Annotated in this window: 17 protein-coding genes and 1 tRNA gene; all 18 read right to left on the bottom strand. The window is 56.1% G+C overall.

Going from position 1 to position 17,769, the window contains the following annotated elements:
• Positions 1–400: 400 nt before the first annotated feature.
• On the bottom strand, positions 401–1,222 hold the full coding sequence (locus CVU77_01635; GenBank protein ID PKN02149.1) for a hypothetical protein: 822 nt from the start codon (positions 1,220–1,222) through the stop codon (positions 401–403).
• 152 nt (positions 1,223–1,374) lie between these two features.
• Positions 1,375–2,295: a hypothetical protein gene (locus CVU77_01630; GenBank protein PKN02148.1), complete on the bottom strand. Its 921-nt coding sequence runs from the start codon at positions 2,293–2,295 to the stop codon at positions 1,375–1,377.
• Positions 2,289–3,341, bottom strand: a complete 1,053-nt coding sequence (gene gpsA, locus CVU77_01625) for a glycerol-3-phosphate dehydrogenase (protein ID PKN02147.1) — start codon at positions 3,339–3,341, stop codon at positions 2,289–2,291. Before gpsA ends, CVU77_01630 begins: the two co-directional genes overlap by 7 nt.
• On the bottom strand, positions 3,338–3,940 hold the full coding sequence (gene plsY / locus CVU77_01620) for an acyl-phosphate glycerol 3-phosphate acyltransferase (GenBank protein ID PKN02146.1): 603 nt from the start codon (positions 3,938–3,940) through the stop codon (positions 3,338–3,340). The genes gpsA and plsY overlap by 4 nt, the downstream gene beginning before the upstream one ends.
• Before the next feature lie 13 nt (positions 3,941–3,953).
• A complete protein-coding gene (der, locus tag CVU77_01615) occupies positions 3,954–5,279 on the bottom strand; it encodes a ribosome biogenesis GTPase Der (GenBank protein ID PKN02145.1) in 1,326 nt (441 codons plus the stop codon).
• A gap of 44 nt (positions 5,280–5,323) precedes the next feature.
• Positions 5,324–5,854: a CDP-diacylglycerol--glycerol-3-phosphate 3-phosphatidyltransferase gene (locus CVU77_01610; GenBank protein ID PKN02144.1), complete on the bottom strand. Its 531-nt coding sequence runs from the start codon at positions 5,852–5,854 to the stop codon at positions 5,324–5,326.
• Between the two features lies 1 nt (position 5,855).
• Positions 5,856–7,151 carry a GTPase HflX gene (gene hflX, locus CVU77_01605; GenBank protein ID PKN02143.1) on the bottom strand — a complete coding sequence of 432 codons (1,296 nt, stop codon included), beginning with the start codon at positions 7,149–7,151 and terminating at the stop codon, positions 5,856–5,858.
• Positions 7,152–7,386: 235 nt separating this feature from the next.
• Positions 7,387–8,292 carry a tRNA (adenosine(37)-N6)-dimethylallyltransferase MiaA gene (gene miaA / locus CVU77_01600; GenBank protein PKN02142.1) on the bottom strand — a complete coding sequence of 302 codons (906 nt, stop codon included), beginning with the start codon at positions 8,290–8,292 and terminating at the stop codon, positions 7,387–7,389.
• Positions 8,293–8,319: 27 nt separating this feature from the next.
• Positions 8,320–8,391, bottom strand: a tRNA-Arg gene (locus tag CVU77_01595).
• 17 nt (positions 8,392–8,408) lie between these two features.
• Entirely contained in the window at positions 8,409–10,130 is a 1,722-nt protein-coding gene (locus CVU77_01590) for a hypothetical protein (GenBank protein ID PKN02141.1), read from the bottom strand.
• A complete protein-coding gene (locus CVU77_01585; GenBank protein PKN02140.1) occupies positions 10,117–10,548 on the bottom strand; it encodes a hypothetical protein in 432 nt (143 codons plus the stop codon). The genes CVU77_01590 and CVU77_01585 overlap by 14 nt, the downstream gene beginning before the upstream one ends.
• Positions 10,545–13,370: a DNA mismatch repair protein MutS gene (locus tag CVU77_01580; protein PKN02139.1), complete on the bottom strand. Its 2,826-nt coding sequence runs from the start codon at positions 13,368–13,370 to the stop codon at positions 10,545–10,547. Before CVU77_01580 ends, CVU77_01585 begins: the two co-directional genes overlap by 4 nt.
• On the bottom strand, positions 13,187–13,795 hold the full coding sequence (locus tag CVU77_01575; GenBank protein ID PKN02138.1) for a lytic transglycosylase: 609 nt from the start codon (positions 13,793–13,795) through the stop codon (positions 13,187–13,189). Before CVU77_01575 ends, CVU77_01580 begins: the two co-directional genes overlap by 184 nt.
• Positions 13,768–14,853 (bottom strand): tRNA (N6-isopentenyl adenosine(37)-C2)-methylthiotransferase MiaB, encoded by a 1,086-nt coding sequence (miaB, locus tag CVU77_01570; protein PKN02137.1) that lies wholly within the window; start codon positions 14,851–14,853, stop codon positions 13,768–13,770. The genes CVU77_01575 and miaB overlap by 28 nt, the downstream gene beginning before the upstream one ends.
• 57 nt (positions 14,854–14,910) lie before the next feature.
• A complete protein-coding gene (locus CVU77_01565; protein ID PKN02136.1) occupies positions 14,911–15,627 on the bottom strand; it encodes a class II glutamine amidotransferase in 717 nt (238 codons plus the stop codon).
• Positions 15,628–15,728: 101 nt separating this feature from the next.
• A complete protein-coding gene (locus tag CVU77_01560) occupies positions 15,729–16,262 on the bottom strand; it encodes a spore maturation protein (protein ID PKN02135.1) in 534 nt (177 codons plus the stop codon).
• Entirely contained in the window at positions 16,259–16,837 is a 579-nt protein-coding gene (locus CVU77_01555; protein PKN02134.1) for a spore maturation protein, read from the bottom strand. The genes CVU77_01560 and CVU77_01555 overlap by 4 nt, the downstream gene beginning before the upstream one ends.
• Positions 16,834–17,760 carry an LD-carboxypeptidase gene (locus CVU77_01550; GenBank protein ID PKN02133.1) on the bottom strand — a complete coding sequence of 309 codons (927 nt, stop codon included), beginning with the start codon at positions 17,758–17,760 and terminating at the stop codon, positions 16,834–16,836. The genes CVU77_01555 and CVU77_01550 overlap by 4 nt, the downstream gene beginning before the upstream one ends.
• Positions 17,761–17,769 lie beyond the last annotated feature (9 nt).

The following is a 17,769-nucleotide window of genomic DNA, read 5'->3' as shown; positions in this document are numbered from 1 at the left end:
TTGATACGCGCAATGACAATTCGGAAAGCAGATTATATAAAATTCAGCGGATTTTTGCTTTATTCTTCGACTGTCCTTTGTGTAATGGCGGCGTCAAAAACCAAATCCCCCTATATCCCCCTTTTTTAAAGGGGGACGGAGGGGGATTTTCGCTTTGTAGCGGCGGGATTGCTATCCCGCAAACATGACGAATGGCAATTCCGCAATTTAGGCGCATAGTCCCGCCAAACTACGGCGTGCCGCCCGCTACAGAATTGCGGGGGTGGTGTCGAAGTAAGCGGTCTTTTGGGTTTGCGTCCGTCGAATATATCCGTCAATGCCATTTTGACAAAAAAAAGGCGGGCGCCGACCAGCGGGGTTGTTGCCGGCGCTCCGCCTTTAAAACTATGTGCGGCTGTTTCTAACGATGAGCGGATTCTTCCATGATGTAGCCGCCCCCGTACACCGACCTTATGCGGACATTGGCTCCGCTTATTTTTCTTCTGATAGAGGCGATATGCCTGTCTATGGCGCGGGTGCAAGTAGTTTCGCCGGCGCGGGTATCCACTACCGATATAAGTTCGGCGCGCGAGCAGATTCGTCCGGCGTTTTTCGACAGATGAACGAACAATGCGAATTCCATCGGCGTAAGATTTACCTTGATGCGGCCCGATGATATTTCGTGGCGGCCCTGGTTTATGAGCAAACCGTTGAATCGAAAGTGCGAACCCGTCGGCGGCGCGGGGGCCTTCGACGCTCTGCGGAGTATGGATTTGACGAGCGAAACCATTACGGCCGGCGAAAACGGTTTTACGACGTAGCCGTCGGCGCAGAAATCCTCGTATCCCGATGAAATGTCGGCCGCCGATTTATAGTGTCCGCTTACCAGAACTACGGGCAGTTCGCAATACACGCGGTCATGCCTGATCATTTTTATCACGTCCCATCCCGATACCGGTGAAATATTCAGGTCGAGAATGACGGCGTCGGGATTGAATCGCCTTATTTTTTCAAGGGGTCGGGCGGAAACACCGTAGATCATTACTTTGAATCCTCCCGACACACAGAACGCCTGTTCCACCATCGACGACAATTCTTCATCTTCCTCGAATATAAGAATTTTTTTTACGGTTGCGTCGTAGCCGCGGCGGCGGGATGCGGCGAAAATGGAACGCTTGGAGAGATCGTCGGGCGGAAGATAAAACGTGATGCCTGCCAGAATTTTATTTTTTTTGATACTCAAAAGTCGCCTCTGTTTAATCCGCGCTAAACGGCGGTCAGATACGGGCCGGACGACGCATCGGGCATGATGCGTCGCGTTACGGCCGTGGGGGCGACTGTGAACTTATTGTAGCAGTGGATTGTAACGGAATTGTAACGGAGGGCGAAAATATTTCAGGAAATCTTAAAAGACGTCTTGGCTACGAGACCGAGGACGGTTTGGCCGGAAGTTTCCAAAATTTTTCTGCGGGCGGCGGAAACTTCGCGTCCGGCGCCCTTGGGAAGATAAACTCCGCGCGTCTTGGCGAGGCGCGAAAGTCCTTCCAGATACGCGGCGCGGGCCAGGACGGATGCGGCCGCCACGGCCGGATATCTTTCGGCGCGTTCCAACATGCGAATATTTTGCGGCGGCACCGCCGATACTGCCGATATCATATCGCGCGCCGCGCCGGATTTCGCGAAGGCGTCGACTATGACGTCGGGGCGGCGTCCGGCGGACGTCGGGGCCAGACGTCTTATGACATCGGCGTGCAGGCGCGCCAGAAGAGTGTTGAGGTTTCCTCCTCGGGAGAGTTCTTTCGCGTAGGCGGCATTATATTCGACCGGCTCAAGAACCACGACCGCGCAACGGGCGGCAAAATCCGACTTTATGGCGGCGGCTATTCTCAGCGCGGCCTCGTCGGTAAGTTTTTTAGAGTCACGCACGCCCGAGGCCGAAAGCGACTTGTCCGTCGCCGCGTCCGATAAAAAAGCGGCCACGGCCAGAGGGCCGAAGTAGTCGCCCTTGCCGGATTCGTCAGAGCCGATGTAGGGTTTTTTCGGCGATATCACGACCGCGGGAACCGCGGTCGAGGAGACATATCCGCAGAATATTTCGCCTATTGTTTTTTTTAATGCGGCGGAGGCGCCCTGCGGAACGATTTTCGTCCCCTTTTTGCCCGAATAAACGTTGATGACCGCGCGCTCCGCGCCGCGGGCGATGAGAAACTGTTCGCCGTATGGCAATATAGAACGCGATTTGATTGTTATTGCGTGTTTCGAGAGTTGCGCCGCGACGAATCCGGCGGCAAGATGTTTTCGCGCAGCGGTCACAATTCGTTTTTAAGCGGGCGCGTCATAAGATCGGCGACGGCCTTTCGGGGAGATTTGCCGCGGAAAAGTATCGCGCGGACTTCGTCGGCTATGGGAGTGTCGATGCCGAATTTGCTTTTGAGTTTTTCGACGGCGCGGGCGGCGTAAACGCCTTCGGCCACCATCGTCATGGATTTGAGCGCTTGTTGAAGCGTTAGGCCCGCGCCTATCATTTCCCCCAAACGTCTGTTGCGCGAGTGGCTTGAATAACAAGTAACGATAAGGTCTCCGGCTCCGGCCAATCCCGCGAAAGTTTCGCGCTTGCCGCCCAACGCGCATCCGGCGCGCGACATTTCGCTTAATGAGCGCGTCACCAGAGCCGCCTTTGCGTTGTCGCCCAGACGAAGTCCGTCCGTTATACCGGCGGCTATGGCGTAGATGTTTTTAAGCGCTCCGGCGGTTTCGCAGCCGCAAATGTCGGTGTTGACGTAAACCCTGAAGTTCTCCGTCGAGAATATTTTTTGAGTTTTTTCGGCGAAGGATTTCGACGCCGAAGCCGCTACGACCGCCGCCGGAAATCGCCGCGAGACCTCTTCGGCGTGCGACGGGCCGGTGAGCACGGCCACGTCGGCCGACGGCAATACGCGTCTGGCTGCGACGGACAGCGGCGAGGCGTCCCGTCCCGCGAAGCCCTTGGTGGCGATTATTACTCCCGGACGGCGAGAGCTTTTCATATCGTTTAAAATTCCGCGAACTGACTCAAGCGTGCTCTTGAAAGCGAACGACGGAAGCGCCGCGACCATTATGTCCGCGGGAAATACTTCATCGAGGCGCGACGTCACGCGGACCGAAGAAGGCAATCTGAAACCCGGCAGATTTTTAAGAGAACGCCCGACAGCAAGACGCCGCGCCGCGGATTTATCGAACTCCCAGAGAGAAACTTTGTATTTTTTGCCCGCAAGCATAGCCGCCAGCGTGGAACCCCAAGTTCCGCCGCCCAGCACCGCTATATTCCCGACGGCCGACGGAGACGCGGAATATTCGGCGGAGATTTTGCGAGTTTTTTTCATAGAGGCGTTTTCCTCTCCTGCTTGTTTGCGATTCTTATTATGTTGGAGCGATGTCTTATTATAATCACAAGCGCGGCCACCGAGGCGGCTGCCACCGTCGACGGCGGATAACCGGCCGCAAGAGCCGTCGGAGGAACCGCCGCGGCGGCCGCGACAGAACCCGCCGAAACGTATTTGGTAAGTCCGTAGACGAGCGCGAACACGACGAAACCCGCCGCTATGGCCGCGGGAGCCAGCGCGGCGAAAACTCCCAGAGCGGTCGCAACGCCTTTTCCGCCCTTAAATCCAAGAAAAACCGTGTAGGTATGTCCGACCACGCAGAAAATGCCCGCGATTGCGGCGGCCAGGTCGGGATCGGCGGCATAGTTGCCGAATAATGCGGAAGCCGCCAGCACCGCCGCCGCGCCCTTTGAGGCGTCCAGCGCAAGAGCCGCCGCGCCGAGAGTTTTTCCCACCGAGCGATATGCGTTGGTGGCGCCCGGGTTGCGCGAGCCGACTTCGCGCAGGTCGACGCCGGCGAATATTTTCGCCAAAAGCCACGCGAACGGCGCCGCGCCGGCGAAATATCCCAGCAGGGCGGCAAGGATGTATGGCGTCATAATTTTGCTCCGTTTATTTTTTGGATTGTTTGTGGACAGCGCGTTTGAGCACTATGCGCAGCGGCGCGCCTTTAAGAGGGTAGACCTCTCTGATACGGTTGGCAAGGTATCTGCGATAGGAAAAATTCGCCGTGGCCGGATTATTCACCGATATTACCACCGTCGGAGGAGAGGCGGTGACCGACTCTATGCCTTTATAGGAAAGTTTCTCTCCCTCGCGCAGCGCGGGTCTTTTGCGTATCGCCTCTTTTATTATGTCCTCGACGGCGCGCTTGTCTATAACGCAGTTGTACGCCTCGTAAGCGGCCAGTATTTCCGCTATGAGATTCGGGACTCTCATTCCGGTCACGGCCGATATCGACGTAAAACGCGCGTACGCCAAAAATGTGTATTTACTCTCGAACTCCGAAGTCAGCCGCTTGAAAAGATCCTCGCGATTGTCGGCGGCGTCCCATTTATTGAACACCACCACGCACGCTTTGTGCGACTCGGCAACAAGTCCGGCAAGCGCCTCGTCGGCTTTGGTAATGCCCTCAAGAGCGTCGGCCAGCAAAACGGCCACGTCGGATTTTTCGACGAACTTGTTCATGCTCACGAAAGAAAGATAGTCGAGAACGCCGGAAAACTTTCTCTTGCGCGCGATTCCCGGCGTGTCGGTGAAAATTATTCTGCGCCCGTCGATGTCGAGCGCTATGTCCACGCTCTCGCGCGTGGTGCCCGGGCGCGGGTCGGTCACCGAACGTTCCATACCGGCCAGACGGTTCAGAAGCGTGGATTTGCCCGCATTTGGACGTCCCAGAATTATCACTTTGGGAACGCGGGCGGAAGATTCCGAGATTTCGCAGGGGGCCAGAAATTCCGCGGCGGCGTCTAAAAGTCCGTCGATGTTTCGTCCCGTCGCGGCGCTTACGGGAATCGGCTCGCCAAGTCCCAGACGCCAGAATTCCGACGCAGTGTCCGCGCGTTCGCTCGTGTCGGCCTTGTTGACGGTCAGGAGAACCTTGCGGCCGAGGCGGCGCAAGCGCGCGGCGAAGGCCTCGTCGTCGGGCGTGATACCGGTTTTGGCGTCGACCACGAATATGACGGCGGCCGCGGTTGCGGCGAGGCGGTCGGCGATATCGCGCATTTTTTTATGGACGATGTCGGGCGGCGAGGGTTCCCATCCGCCGGTGTCGGCCAGAATAAATCTTTTTCCTTCCCAATCGACTTGGGTCTCTATGTAGTCGATGGTGGTGCCGGACACGTCCGAGACAAGCGCGCGGCGCGTCGAAGTGATTCGATTGAAAAGGGCCGATTTCCCGACGTTCGGGCGGCCGGCTATTACCACACGTTCAAGCATATTTAGGGTCTATGGGTTAGGGTCTAGGGTATAGGGTATAGGGTTTATGAAAACTTTTTTATTCCGTGAAATGCATAGTCCAAAATCGACCAAGCAGTCGCAGCCGCCGCCGCGTAAAGGAAGTAACCGACAAAATGCGAGGTTCCGGCCATTGCCGCGCCGTGGGGCGAGGCCAGCACGAAAAGCACAAGGAACATCTGCATTACGACGGCAATCTTTCCGCTGACGCGCGGCGATACGTCTTTTTTGTTCGTTATGAAAAAAAACAGGAACCATCCTATCACAACCAGAAAATCCCTGCTGAGCACCAGAACCAAAAACCATCTGGGGGACATACCGCGATAACTTAGCGTAAGAAACGTAAATATCAGCAGCAGCCGGTCGGCCATAGGGTCGAGAAAAGCGCCGAGTTGGGTCTGTTCTTTGCGCACGCGGGCTATGAGTCCGTCGGCGCAATCACTGAGCATTATGGGAATATACAAGAGAACCGCCCAGTTCCATTTTTGAAGCAACGCTATGATAAAAAGCGGTATGAGTATTATCCTGAGTATAGTAATTTTGTTTGCGAGCGTCATTTTATTTCAATGCCCTGCGGACGGAACGGACACCTTCGATGTTCTTTATCCGCGATAAATTTTCTTCGGTAGATTCCAGCGACAGTTCGACGCCGTCGTCGGTATACCGCTTGCGGGTAATTATACTCAAATCGTATATTCCGGTCAAGCGTTTATGCTCCGAGTACGGCAGAAAAAAGACCGCCTGTATCATCTTCGGCTCTACGATTTTTTCGACTTCCGAGAGTAATTCATCCACGCCGTCTCCGGTCTTGGCCGATATAAGTATACGGCCATCTCCCCTGAACGCGCGCGCGTCCGGGCGCGGAAGCGCGTCTATCTTGTTATAGACCTCCATTATGCGCGCTTCGGGATTCAGCGACGCTATGGTCTCGGCGGCCACTTCCCGCTGTCTGCGCCAATATTCCGACGACGCGTCAATGAGATGAATGACCACGCGCGCGTGCTTTATTTCTTCCAGCGTGGATTTGAAAGCGTCTATGAGTTCGTGCGGGAGATTCTGGATAAAGCCGACTGTATCGGTAAATATCGCCGCGCGTCCGCCCGGAAGCCGTCCGGCGCGCGAGACGGGATCGAGCGTGGCGAAGAGTTTGTCGTCGGCGTAAACTTTTTTGGACGGGGCAAGGCGGTTGAGCAAAGTGGACTTGCCCGCGTTGGTGTAACCGGCTATGGCCACCGTGGGAGTTCCGCCGCGCAGGCGCGATTTACGCATGGTCGTTCTTCTGGACGATAGTTCCCCGATTTCTTTTTTAAGTTTTGCGATTCTCTCCATTATGCGGCGGCGATCCACTTCAAGTTTTTTTTCGCCCGGGCCTCTTGTGCCGATTCCGCCCGTTTGCTGTTCAAAAGTGCCGAATCGCTCCGTTATCCTGGGAAGAAAATAATTCATCTGGGCGAGTTCTACCTGAAGTTTTCCCTCCGCGGAGCGGGCGCGGCGGGCGAAAATATCGAGTATGAGACGCGCGCGGTCGATGACCTTAAGCCCCAGCAACTCCTCCAGATTTTTTTGCTGGGCGGGCTTCAGAATATTGTCGAATATCACTGCGGATGCGCCGAGCCGCGCGGCGAGTTTCTTTATTTCATCCATGCGGCCTTTGCCGGCGAAATAAGCCGGGTCGGGACGTTCTCTCGACTGCGTCTTCACGTCGGCCGCCACGGCCCCCGCGGTGGCGGACAGACGCTTGAGCTCTTCCATAGAGTTTGCGAAAGATTGTCCGCTTTCCGAGGCGGTCTTTACTCCGAAAAGTATCGCTTTTTCCATTAGTTTAAACCATTGAAGAAAACTATTTTTAAACATTCGTTCATTCCAGAATGCCTACCACGAATGTTTTTATCGGGAATCTGCCCAAAATGTCATTCCCGAATGTTTTTATCGGGAATCTACTATAACCTTAAATTCTGGATTCCCGCGTTCGCGGGAACGACGTCTGGATTCCCGCTGGAGTTTATCCCGCTGGATTCCGTGTCAAGCACGGAATGACAAGCGGGACGGGAATGACAAAATCTATTCAATTTGGTTTCAGTGTTTTACGTTATCCGCCGTTCTTTGCGGCGTCGGACAGAATCTGCGAAGCCGTAACCGCCGCCGGTTGAGACGCGTCGTACCATTTATCGGGAGGCGTTTGCGTGCGGAACCATGTGGTCTGGCGCTTGGCATATTTAATTGTGTCGACGGCAATCCGTTCGATGAGCGTTTCGGAATCGATTTTGCCGTCGATGAAATCGAAGACGGCGCGATATCCTATACCGGTGAAAGCCGGACAGGAACGCGGATGGCCTTCGCCGAGAACGCGACGGGTTTCGTCGATCAGTCCGCCCGAGACCATGCGGCGCGCCCGCGCCGCCAGCCCGGCGCGAAGGATATTGCGTTCCACGGAAAGCCCGGCGCAGTAGTAGCGCGCGCGGCGGGAGTCCCGACGGGCGGGATCGCGCCGCAAGGACATAGGAACGCCGGTAAGCTCGAACACTTCAAGCGCCCGCAGAAGCCGCTGCGGATTGCCGATGTTTTTGTCGGCCGATGCGGGGTCGACGGATTTGAGTTTTTCGTATATTCCCGCCGTCGAGAGTCCGCTCAGGCGCGCTCTCAGCGCGTGGTCGGCGGAGGGCATAGCGTCGAGGCCGCCGTCGAAAAGCGTTTTAATGTAAAGCCCCGTGCCTCCGGCAATCACCGGAAGTTTCCCCCGGACGGCTATGTCGCGTTCGGCCGCCCGAGCCGCCTCAAAGAACTCCGCCGCCGAGTACGCTTTTCCCGGCGACAGAAAAGACACCAGATGCTGCGGCGCGCGCGTGGGCGACAGGTTTGTTCCCACGTCAAGGCCTTTGTAGACCTGCCGCGAATCGGCGGATATTATTTCGCCGACGGCCGCCTCGCAAATCGCGTCGGCTACGGCGGTTTTGCCGGAGCCGGTCGGACCTGTTATGACTATGTATTTCGGCATTATCGGACATATCCCCCGAGGCAGGAGCGCGCCCGTCGGGATTCGAACCCGAACTAGAAGCTTCGGAGGCTTCCGTGATATCCGTTTCACTACGGGCGCATTATGCGAAACTAATATTAGGTTCGCCGGAACTTCGAGGCCAGTTCCGACGAGGAGATTTTTACGAGTGTCGGCCTGCCGTGCGGGCAGGTTTGATAATTCTCGGACGCGAAAAGATCGTTTAGGAGCCGTTGGTATTCGACGAATCCCAGCCGATCCCTCCCGCGTACGGCTGCGTGGCAGGACCTTTTGATTATATCTTCTTCCGTAAGCGAAGTCGAGCCGCTTTCGCGCGACGGCTCGAAAACAGCCATCAGCACCGAGCGGGCGTCGATGTCGCCGAGCGCCGCGGGAACGCCCGAACATTTCAGCGAGGACTCGCCGAAAGGTTCTATCTTCCATCCCAGGTCGTCGAGTTTGTCGATATTCGTCACAACATCCGCGTAGACGGAAGCGGGTATGTCCACTACCATCGGCGCCAGCAGCAACTGCGATGCCGAGGCGGTTTTGCGCGAACGGTATTTTTCGTAAAGAACTCTTTCAGAAGCCGCGTGCGAATCTATAAGATAAAGTCCGTCGCCGTCGGCGGCGATAAGACAGTATCCGAAAACGTCGGCTATAAACTTTACGCGCGAAGACGCCAGTTCCGAGGCAAAGAAAGCGGCGGATTCGCTCTCCGTCGTCGCGGAAGTTTCCGACGCGTCGTATGACATCCCTCGCGCATCCGTCATAGCGGGCGTGCGCCGCGAAGCAAAACCATAACTTACCGGCCCGGACGATGCAAGAGCGCCGCCGACCGCGCTTCTGATGGCCTTGAACACCGACGTATCGTCGGCAAATTTTATCTCGCGTTTCGTGGGGCTTACGTTGACGTCTATGGCGGAAGGCGGCACATCGACGAAAACCGCGAAGACCGGATGCCGCCCGCGCGGCAGAAATTCCCTGAGCGCCTCGTATACGGCCGACGAGACGGTTTTCGATGATACCGGCCTGCGATTGGCAAAGACCCATTGCATCGAACGCGCGGGCACAAAAGCGTCTATGGGGGATATCCATCCGCGCACGGCGACGTCTCCGCCGCGCGCTTCAAAAAATACAGCGCGGCCGAAAATGTCTTTTTTGAGAGCGGCGGCCAATCTTTCCCCGTCGGACTTTGCCGCTTCGAGCCGGAAAGCGCTTTTTCCGTCGACGGAAAGCCGAAACGCGGTCCCGTGGTTGGCCATCGCCAGAGAAAGCGCCGCGGCCACGCAGGCGTTTTTTTCGGTGACGTCGGATTTAAGGAACTTGAGCCGGGCCGGAGTGTTGGCGAAAAGTCCGGCGACTTCAACGGCCGCGCCCGCCGATACCGGAGACGGCGATACGCCCGATATTTTTGAATACGCCGCCGATATTGCCGCGCCGCGGCTTCTTACTCCATCCGGAAGCGCCCCGGCGGATTCGACTTTGACTTCGGCCACGGAAGAAATCGCAGCCATCGCCTCGCCTCTGAAGCCCATGGTGTCGAGACGGAAGAGATCGTCGTAAGACGTTATCTTGCTTGTCGCGTGGCGAAGAAAAACTTTGGGCAGTTCGGCGGCGGGTATTCCCCTTCCGTCGTCGACCACTCTTATGAGTTTACGCCCCGCGCCCTCTATCTCGACCGAAATATTTTGCGCTCCGGCGTCCAGCGAATTCTCGATGAGTTCTTTGACGACGGAAGCGGGGCGCTCCACCACCTCTCCGGCGGAGATTCTTTCGACTGTGTTTTTGTCCAGAAGGCGGATGGACCGTCGCGTGGAAGGAACTTCAGATTTTGACATTCTTGCCGCAGAGATTATAGTAGTGACATCTTTTGAAGCACACGTCGGTTACGCCCAGCGCGAGCTTTGTTTCGCAATCGTTATAGTCGCGCGCGATGGCGCTTATGTGATTTCTGTCTTCCGACTTTATATCAATGAAAGCGATTCCGACCCTGTTGATGTCCGGTTTTTTTTCGACACGCACGCAGCGGCATTTTATGGTTCGGGTTTTAAGTGACGGCAGTTGCAGTGCCATCTCGAATTGTTTGCCGGTTTTGAAATCCGCGGGCGTAAGCAGCGCCAGACCGCCGGCGGAGAGATCGGATATGACGGCCTCGTCGTGGACAATGCCTGCGCCGGTTTTTACGTCCATCGATATTACGTTGTCCAAGTCGTGAGCGACCGGGAATCTGATGTGCCCGCGGCGGTCGTCTTTCATTGTGGTTTCTCCGTTTTTTTGGCCTTTGCGACCGAAGCTCCGGCGATATCCGCCAGAAGATTAAGCGCCTCGACGGGTGTGATGCTTTCCACGTCGATATTCCGAAGTTTATCAAATATCAGAAAATCCTCAAAATCCATCTGGGACGCAGACGATCCCTCGGCGGTTTTTTTCTTGAGCAGGCCGTGTGAATTGGTCTGTAAATCGGCGAGGATTCTGCGGCTCGAATCTATTATGTCCGACGGCATTCCCGCGAGTTTTGCCACATGGATTCCGTAGGAACGGTCCGCCGCGCCGGGCTCGATTTTATGCAGGAACACGACTTCGTTTTTCCATTCGCTTACGCTTACACTGAGATTTTTTACGCGAGGCAGCTTTTCCGACAATTCCGTAAGCTCGAAATAATGCGTCGCGAACAGCACCTTGGGTCCGCCCAGCGGCTCGCCGTCGGGCGACTGGGCGCGCTCGTGCAGATATTCGACTATGGCCCACGCTATCGATATTCCGTCGAAAGTGGACGTGCCCCTGCCGACCTCGTCGAGAATAATCAGAGAACGCGGAGTCATGCCGCGCAGGATGGACGCGGTCTCGGTCATCTCGACCATAAATGTGGATTCCCCGCCCGCCAGATTGTCGGCGGAACCTATGCGGGTGAATATCCTGTCGACCACGCCCATCACGGCGCAGGTAGCGGGCACGAACGAACCCGCCTGCGCCAGAACAACGGCGATGGCCGTCTGCCTGAGATAAGTGGACTTGCCCGCCATATTGGGGCCGGTCAAAAGAATTATCTGATTTTGATTTCCGTCGAGGAGTACGTCGTTCGGGACAAACTTTCCGGCGTGAAGCCGATGCTCCACCGCGGGATGCCTGAGGTTCTTAATGTCGATGGCGTCCATAGAGTTCATCGACGGGCGCGTCCAGAGTCCGGACGCGGCCGTCTGTGCGAAGGAGCACAAAACATCTATGAGGGCGACGGCGGAGCTCAAGGCGGATATTTCCTTTTTTCGCGCCAGGATGAGATCTCTTATGCCGTCGAGCAGCAGTTTCCGGCGCGCTTCGGCGCGCTCCGCGGCGTGAAGTATTTTTTGCTCTATGTCCACGAGCGCGGGAACCGAGTATCGTTCGGCGTGGGCCAGAGTTTGTCTGCGGGTGTAATCCGAAGGAACCGAAACGGAATGGACTTTGGTGACTTCTATGAAATATCCGCTGACGGAGTTATAACCTATCTTCAGAGAATTAATTCCCGTACGGCTTTTTTCGCTTCGTTCGAGTTCGAGTATGCAGTCGCGCGCGCCGGCAGCTATTCCGCCGAGTCCGTCGAGTTCGGAGTCGAAACCCGCCCTGATGAACCCGTCGGCGCCGCCGTCGGGGTCTATCGCCGCGTCAATGCGTGAAGTCACGTCTTCAAGCGACGTTATCCGCGAAAGCGTTTCCGCCAAAAGAGGAGGAGGCGGCGCCATGGACGGCGACGAATCGCCGTCGAAAGCTTTTTTTATCCGCGCGGCTTTTTTTAGCGACGCGGAAAGATGATGGATTTCGCGCGGCGAGGCGGAGGCCGCGCTCAGACGCGTCAGGATTCTTTCGACGTCGCCCACGCCGGCGAGTTCCTCGCGGAGGATGCGGCGCAGAAAAGAATCTTCGACGAGGAATCCCACGCATTCGTGACGGCGGGATATGGCCGATGGGTCGGTGAGCGGCGCCAGAAGCGTCTTTTTAAGCAGTCGCGCGCCGGCGGGCGTAGCGGTATCGTCGAGCACTTCAAGCAGCGTGCCCTCGACGGAACCGTCGCGCATATTTGACACGATTTCAAGCGTTTTTATGGCCGACGAATCCAGCCGGAGGACGTCCGAGGGCGATCTGAAAACCGCCGACGACACTACCTTGCCCGAATCGGGAAAACGTATGCGCTCCAGATACGAGAGCAGCCCGCCCATCGCCGAGCGGGCGGCGGCGTGCGTTCCCGGGTCGATGGACTTCCACGTGGCTACGCCGGCGGTCTCGGTCATTTTGGCAAGCGCCCTGTTTTCGTCGAAAAACCAGTCGGGTTCGGCCGTAAGGAGCGCGGCGCCTGTTAAGATTTTTTTGAAGTCGGCGAAGCGCGACTCCTGGACTATGATTTCCCCCGGCGAGAGCGCCGCTATTTCCCCCGCGAGTTCGGACACAGGAATTTCGGCGATGTAAGCGTCGGAGGCGCTGATGTCCGCCGCGGCGATGCCGGCAAGACCGTCGGGACCGGCGGCGACGGCCATCACGTAGTTGGACCGTCGGGCGTCGAGAAGGTTTTCCTCCCACACCGTTCCGGGCGTTATCAGGCGGACGACCCGTCGGTTCAACAGTTTTTTTGGGCCGTCGGACGCTTCGGCCTGCTCGCATAAGGCGATTTTCTTGCCCGCCGCCAAAAGCGTTTTTATATAGTTTGCCGAGGAGTGGTGAGGCACGCCGCACATAGGCGTTTGCTGTCTTTTAGTCAGCAGTACACCCAGAATAGGCGACGCCTCTACGGCGTCGTCGCCGAACATTTCATAGAAATCGCCGAGACGGAAAAATACTATGTAATCCGGATGCGCGGATTTTATGGCGGCATACTGGCTCATCAGGGGCGTTATATCCCCGTGTCCCGAAGTCCCGCCGGATTTTATTTTCCCGATATTTTTTTCAGCCATCTGTGAGTGCGCGTGACTTTGGCGACATAGTCGCGCGTTTCCTTGTAAGGTATTTTTTCGGCCGTCAACCTGCCGCCCGAATCCCTTTTCCACGAAAGGGCTTTCCCGCGACCGGCATTGTAGGCCGCCAGAAGCTCGATGTCGCTCTCTACCCATCTCTCCCGACGGAGCTTGGCAAGATAATAAACGCCCACCTTAATGTTGACACGCGGATCTTTCAGGACGCTTACGTCGTTCTTCATGCCGAGTTCTTTTCTCAATTCGGCAAAAGTCGAGGGAATAATCTGCATAAGTCCCACTGCGCCTTTGTGCGACTCGGCGGCGGGCATGAAACTCGATTCCGCGTAGATTATGGATACGACCAGAAGCGGGTCTATGTCGCGCCTGACGGCGTGTTCCCTGATCACATCGTAATAAACCAGCGATTTGATAATTCCGGGCGCGTTTATGGCCAAGAGCGCGGCCGGAACCAATAATGCGATAATGAATTTGTGGCGGAGAAGTTTTCTCTTGCCCGCGGCGGCCGAAGCCGCAAGAAGGACACGCAAATTTTTCACGCGCGGGCCGCCTTCGACGGGCAAAGTTCGAGCGCGAGCGCCAGTCGGCGTTCCTTTTCATGTACCGGCACATCGTCGGCCATAACGGCGGAGGCCGTACCCTCGCGCGGAGAATATTTGAACGCGAAAAAGCCGTCGAAGCGAACTTCGCGGATAAGCGAAAGGGTATCTTCGAATTCCTCCGGTTTTTCCGACGGATAGCCGACAATTATGTCCGTGGTGATCTCGGCCGACGGACAATTCCTGCGGACGCTTTCAATCACTTTAAGGTACCGCGCGCGCGTGTATCCGCGATTCATCAGAGAAAGTATCCTGTCGGATCCCGACTGAGCGGGCAAGTGAAAATGCTTTCTGACTTTCGGCTCGCCGGCGGCGGCGATTATTATTTCATCGCTCATATCCCTGGGATGACTTGTGAGAAACCCCACGCTTTCGACGCCTTCGGCGGCGGAAACGGTTTTAAGCAGGCGGGCAAAGCTCATTCCTTCCGAAGAATAAGAATTTACGTTCTGTCCCAGAAGAGTTATCCGCCCCGGGCCGCTTTTTACGACATCTTCCACGTCGGAGATTATTTCCCGCTGCGGGCGGGATATATGCGGGCCGCGAACGTAAGGGACAATGCAATAGGAGCAGAAATTGGAGCAGCCGCGCGATATGGTAACGAATTCGCGCGCGCGCTGGCCGTTCGGGGAGGCGGAGATTTTTCCCCGCTGTCCGACGCGCGCGGACGAAACGCTTTCACCGCCGAACTCCGCGTCGAAACTTTCTATCCGGGGAGCCGGTACGATGCCGTCAACGTGAGGAAATCTTCGCTTAATTTCTTTTCCGAGACGCGTCGCCGCGCAACCTATAAGAAATATTCTCGCCGCGGGATTGCGCGTTTTGATTTTTCTGAGCGTCCCGAGATACGACAGCGCGCGGTCTTCGGCGTGTTGTCGGACGGTGCAGGTGTTTACGACGATAAAATCGGAGTTTTCCGGCGCATCGTTCCGTTCATAGCCGCGCCTTTCAAGCGCGTCGGCCACAAAATCCGAATCGGCCGCGTTCATCTGGCATCCGAAAGTTTTTATGAAGTATTTCATTGTTTTCCCGCGTCGCGACAGGTTCAGGCGGTAAGAGTATACTATTTTTCGAGGGTATCAGAGACGGAGAAGTTCGCCGGCTTCCATAGGCCGCCAGTTTGTTTTGATTCCGGGCAGAGGTTCGGAAGAAACCACCGCCGAATATCCGACAGACGCGGCGTGGATGGTGTAATAATCCGGCCGCTTGGTATATTCGCGGAAAGCGTAGATGTCTTTGCCGTCGGAAAAAAGCGACGTCAGGGACGTGTGCGCGCGATTTACGGCGACGTCCGCGAAAGCCGCGCGCAAATTATTATAAACCGACGGCAAATGTCCGCTCATTACGCGCCCCGCAAGATACCTGAACAATACCTCGGTATCGCAAGAATCGTCGGCCGGACGGATATCGGACGGTATTTCGCCCGCAAGATTTTTGTAATCTTCGACGGTGCCGTTGTGGGCGAAAATATATTTGTCGAACGTAAAGGGATGGGCGTGGCGGGCGTATGTCGTGTCGTCCCAGGCGGATTTCCGCAGGTGGACGATGAGAACCGGCGAGGCGTCGATTTTTTTAATCTCGTCGAGAATCCTGTTTCTTTCGTCTATGGCCGACCCCCCGCTTTTAACTACCGACGGAGCGCCCGCGGCGTCATAGCCGGCAAAGCCCCAGCCGTCGGTGTGGCCGGGTTTGGAATTTTCGGGCACGCGGCCGCAAACCGCAAGGCGCAAAAACTCGCCGACCAGCGGCAGGTGGATATTCTTAGAGTAGTTTTTTATTCCCAAAACGCGGCACATGTCAAAAAAGTGGGTAGTGGATAGCGACCAGTGGCAAGTTGTTAGTAGCAGTGCTCATTTTTACTCGCCACTATCCACTCGTCACTAACCACTGCATTATGCTATTTGAAAAAAAGTTTCGCCGTGATTATCGCCACGACTATTCCTATTGCGTCGGACATAACGCACACCGGCACCAGATATTTGGTTTTTTTAATTCCTACCGCCCCCAGATATACGGCCAGCACATAAAAGGTCGTCTCGGCGCTTCCCATTATTACCGCCGACATAAGAGACGGCAGCGAATCGGCTCCGGTATTTTTAAGTACGTCGGCAAAAACGGCAAGCGAAGCCGAACCCGACAAGGGCTTTACCAGAGCCACGCCCAATGCCTCGGCCGGAATCGAGAGCGCGCCGAGGGTTTTTGAGAACGCTTTCTGCAATATCTCGAACGCGCCCGACGCCTGAAAAGTCCTTACTGCCACAAGAACCGCCAGAATATAAGGAAATATTTTGGCTATCAGTCCAAGTCCGTCCCTGGCTCCGGCGACGAAAGAGTCGTAGACCCTGACTTTCCGCGCCGCGCCGAAAATTACGGCGAAAAGAAGAAACGCGGGTATGACGGCCGTCGAGAGATATTCAAAAGTTTTTATCATTTCTTGGAAAACTTCCTGAAGGCAAAAAGTATGAGCACGGCCGTTACCGCGGATATCAAGGTGGCCGTTATAGTGGGCAGAATTATCGCCGACGGATTAGACGAGCCGTATTGCGCCAAAAGACCCACGACGGTAAACGGGATAAGCTGAATACTGGCCGTATTTATGACTATAAAAAGCATCATCTCGAACGTTATGTCGTCGGAGTCGGGTTCAAGAGACCTCAAATCGCGCATGGCTTTTATGCCCAGAGGCGTGGCCGCGTTGCCGAGGCCGAAGAGATTAGCCAGGAAGTTCATGGTAATGGAGGCCAGGGACGGATGTTCGGGCGGGATATTTCTGAAAAGTATTCTGACGGCGGGACGCATAAAGCGGGCTATTTTTGCCACCAGGCCGGCGTCTTCGAGTATCTTGGTTATCCCCATCCACAGGGACACTATGCCCAAAAGATAAAGCGATACCTCGACGGCCGACTTGGCGCCCTCGAAAACTCCCTGAGTGAAAGCGCCCAGACGTCCGGTGACTACGGCGGCCAGAGCGCTCACGGATATTATTACGACGAATAATATGTTCATTGGTTTTTTGCGGATTGCCCGCCAACGGCGGGATAGCCGTCCAGCGAAAGCACTTCGAGCGCGGCCGTGCCGGATATACGCGGAGCGTTGAGGGCTACCCGCGCCCCGACGGGAAACGTGATTTTGCGCGGGACGTGACCGACGTCGGGACAATATATAACGGGGCATTTCACATTGACAAGAGAGCGTATAACATCGAATACCGCGCGAGTATCCACGCCCCTGAAATCACCCAGCGCCAGCCCGCGAATGCCTTGAAATTTGCCCGCCAGCGCCCAATGGGCGAGACATCTGTCTATTTCGTGCATTTTCTCGTCGACGTCCTCAAGGAAAACCACGGCTCCGCGCGTGTCCGTCTCCCACGGGGTGCCTATGAGCGCGGTGAGCGTGACGAGATTGCCCCCCTTCAGCACACCGGTCGAGCGGCCCGCCGCAAAAGTCCGCGAGACGGCCCCGTCCAAAAGATTTTTATTCGGAAATCCGTCGAGAGCGTTGATAAAAGAGCGGGTCGCAAGCGGTCGCAAGGACGTGAAGTTCCATAACATCGGAGAATGCAGACCGATTACGCCGGTTTTTTCGTAAATAGGATTCAGAAGCGCCGAGAGGTCGCTGAAACCGGCCAGTATTTTCGGAGATTTTTTGATGACGGAGAAGTCCAGATACGGCAATATTTTCATAGAGCCGTAACCGCCGCGTAAAGCCATAACGACATCCGCGCGCGGGTCAAGGAAGGCGCGCCTGATTTCAGCGGCCTTGGCGGCGGACCCCGCGCACAGCATGTGTGCGGGGCGGAAAGCGGGATTCAAAATGTTGAATCCCAGCCGACGGAGATTGCGCTCGGCAAGCAGATGCTCCCGTCGGGACTTTATAAGCCACGCGGGGGCTATTACGTATGCGGAAAGCGGCTTTCGGAGCGACTGCATATAGGCGGG

Source organism: Elusimicrobia bacterium HGW-Elusimicrobia-1 (genome assembly GCA_002841695.1).
Classification (GTDB): Bacteria; Elusimicrobiota; Endomicrobiia; order PHAN01; family PHAN01; genus PHAN01.
This window is presented reverse-complemented; position numbering and strand designations above follow the sequence as displayed.

Bases quoted from the DNA above. Each gene is read 5' to 3' on its own strand.
- miaB (PKN02137.1), bottom strand. From the start codon at position 14,853: ATGAAATACTTCATAAAAACTTTCGGATGCCAGATGAACGCGGCCGAT.
- hflX (PKN02143.1), bottom strand. From the start codon at position 7,151: ATGTTTAAAAATAGTTTTCTTCAATGGTTTAAACTAATGGAAAAAGCG.
- miaA (PKN02142.1), bottom strand. From the start codon at position 8,292: ATGCCGAAATACATAGTCATAACAGGTCCGACCGGCTCCGGCAAAACC.
- CVU77_01585 (PKN02140.1), bottom strand. From the start codon at position 10,548: ATGAAAGACGACCGCCGCGGGCACATCAGATTCCCGGTCGCTCACGAC.
- CVU77_01560 (PKN02135.1), bottom strand. From the start codon at position 16,262: ATGATAAAAACTTTTGAATATCTCTCGACGGCCGTCATACCCGCGTTT.
- CVU77_01590 (PKN02141.1), bottom strand. From the start codon at position 10,130: ATGTCAAAATCTGAAGTTCCTTCCACGCGACGGTCCATCCGCCTTCTG.
- CVU77_01565 (PKN02136.1), bottom strand. From the start codon at position 15,627: ATGTGCCGCGTTTTGGGAATAAAAAACTACTCTAAGAATATCCACCTG.
- der (PKN02145.1), bottom strand. From the start codon at position 5,279: ATGCTTGAACGTGTGGTAATAGCCGGCCGCCCGAACGTCGGGAAATCG.
- CVU77_01550 (PKN02133.1), bottom strand. From the start codon at position 17,760: ATGCAGTCGCTCCGAAAGCCGCTTTCCGCATACGTAATAGCCCCCGCG.
- gpsA (PKN02147.1), bottom strand. From the start codon at position 3,341: ATGAAAAAAACTCGCAAAATCTCCGCCGAATATTCCGCGTCTCCGTCG.
- CVU77_01580 (PKN02139.1), bottom strand. From the start codon at position 13,370: ATGGGTAGAGAGCGACATCGAGCTTCTGGCGGCCTACAATGCCGGTCG.
- plsY (PKN02146.1), bottom strand. From the start codon at position 3,940: ATGACGCCATACATCCTTGCCGCCCTGCTGGGATATTTCGCCGGCGCG.
- CVU77_01555 (PKN02134.1), bottom strand. From the start codon at position 16,837: ATGAACATATTATTCGTCGTAATAATATCCGTGAGCGCTCTGGCCGCC.
- CVU77_01610 (PKN02144.1), bottom strand. From the start codon at position 5,854: ATGACGCTCGCAAACAAAATTACTATACTCAGGATAATACTCATACCG.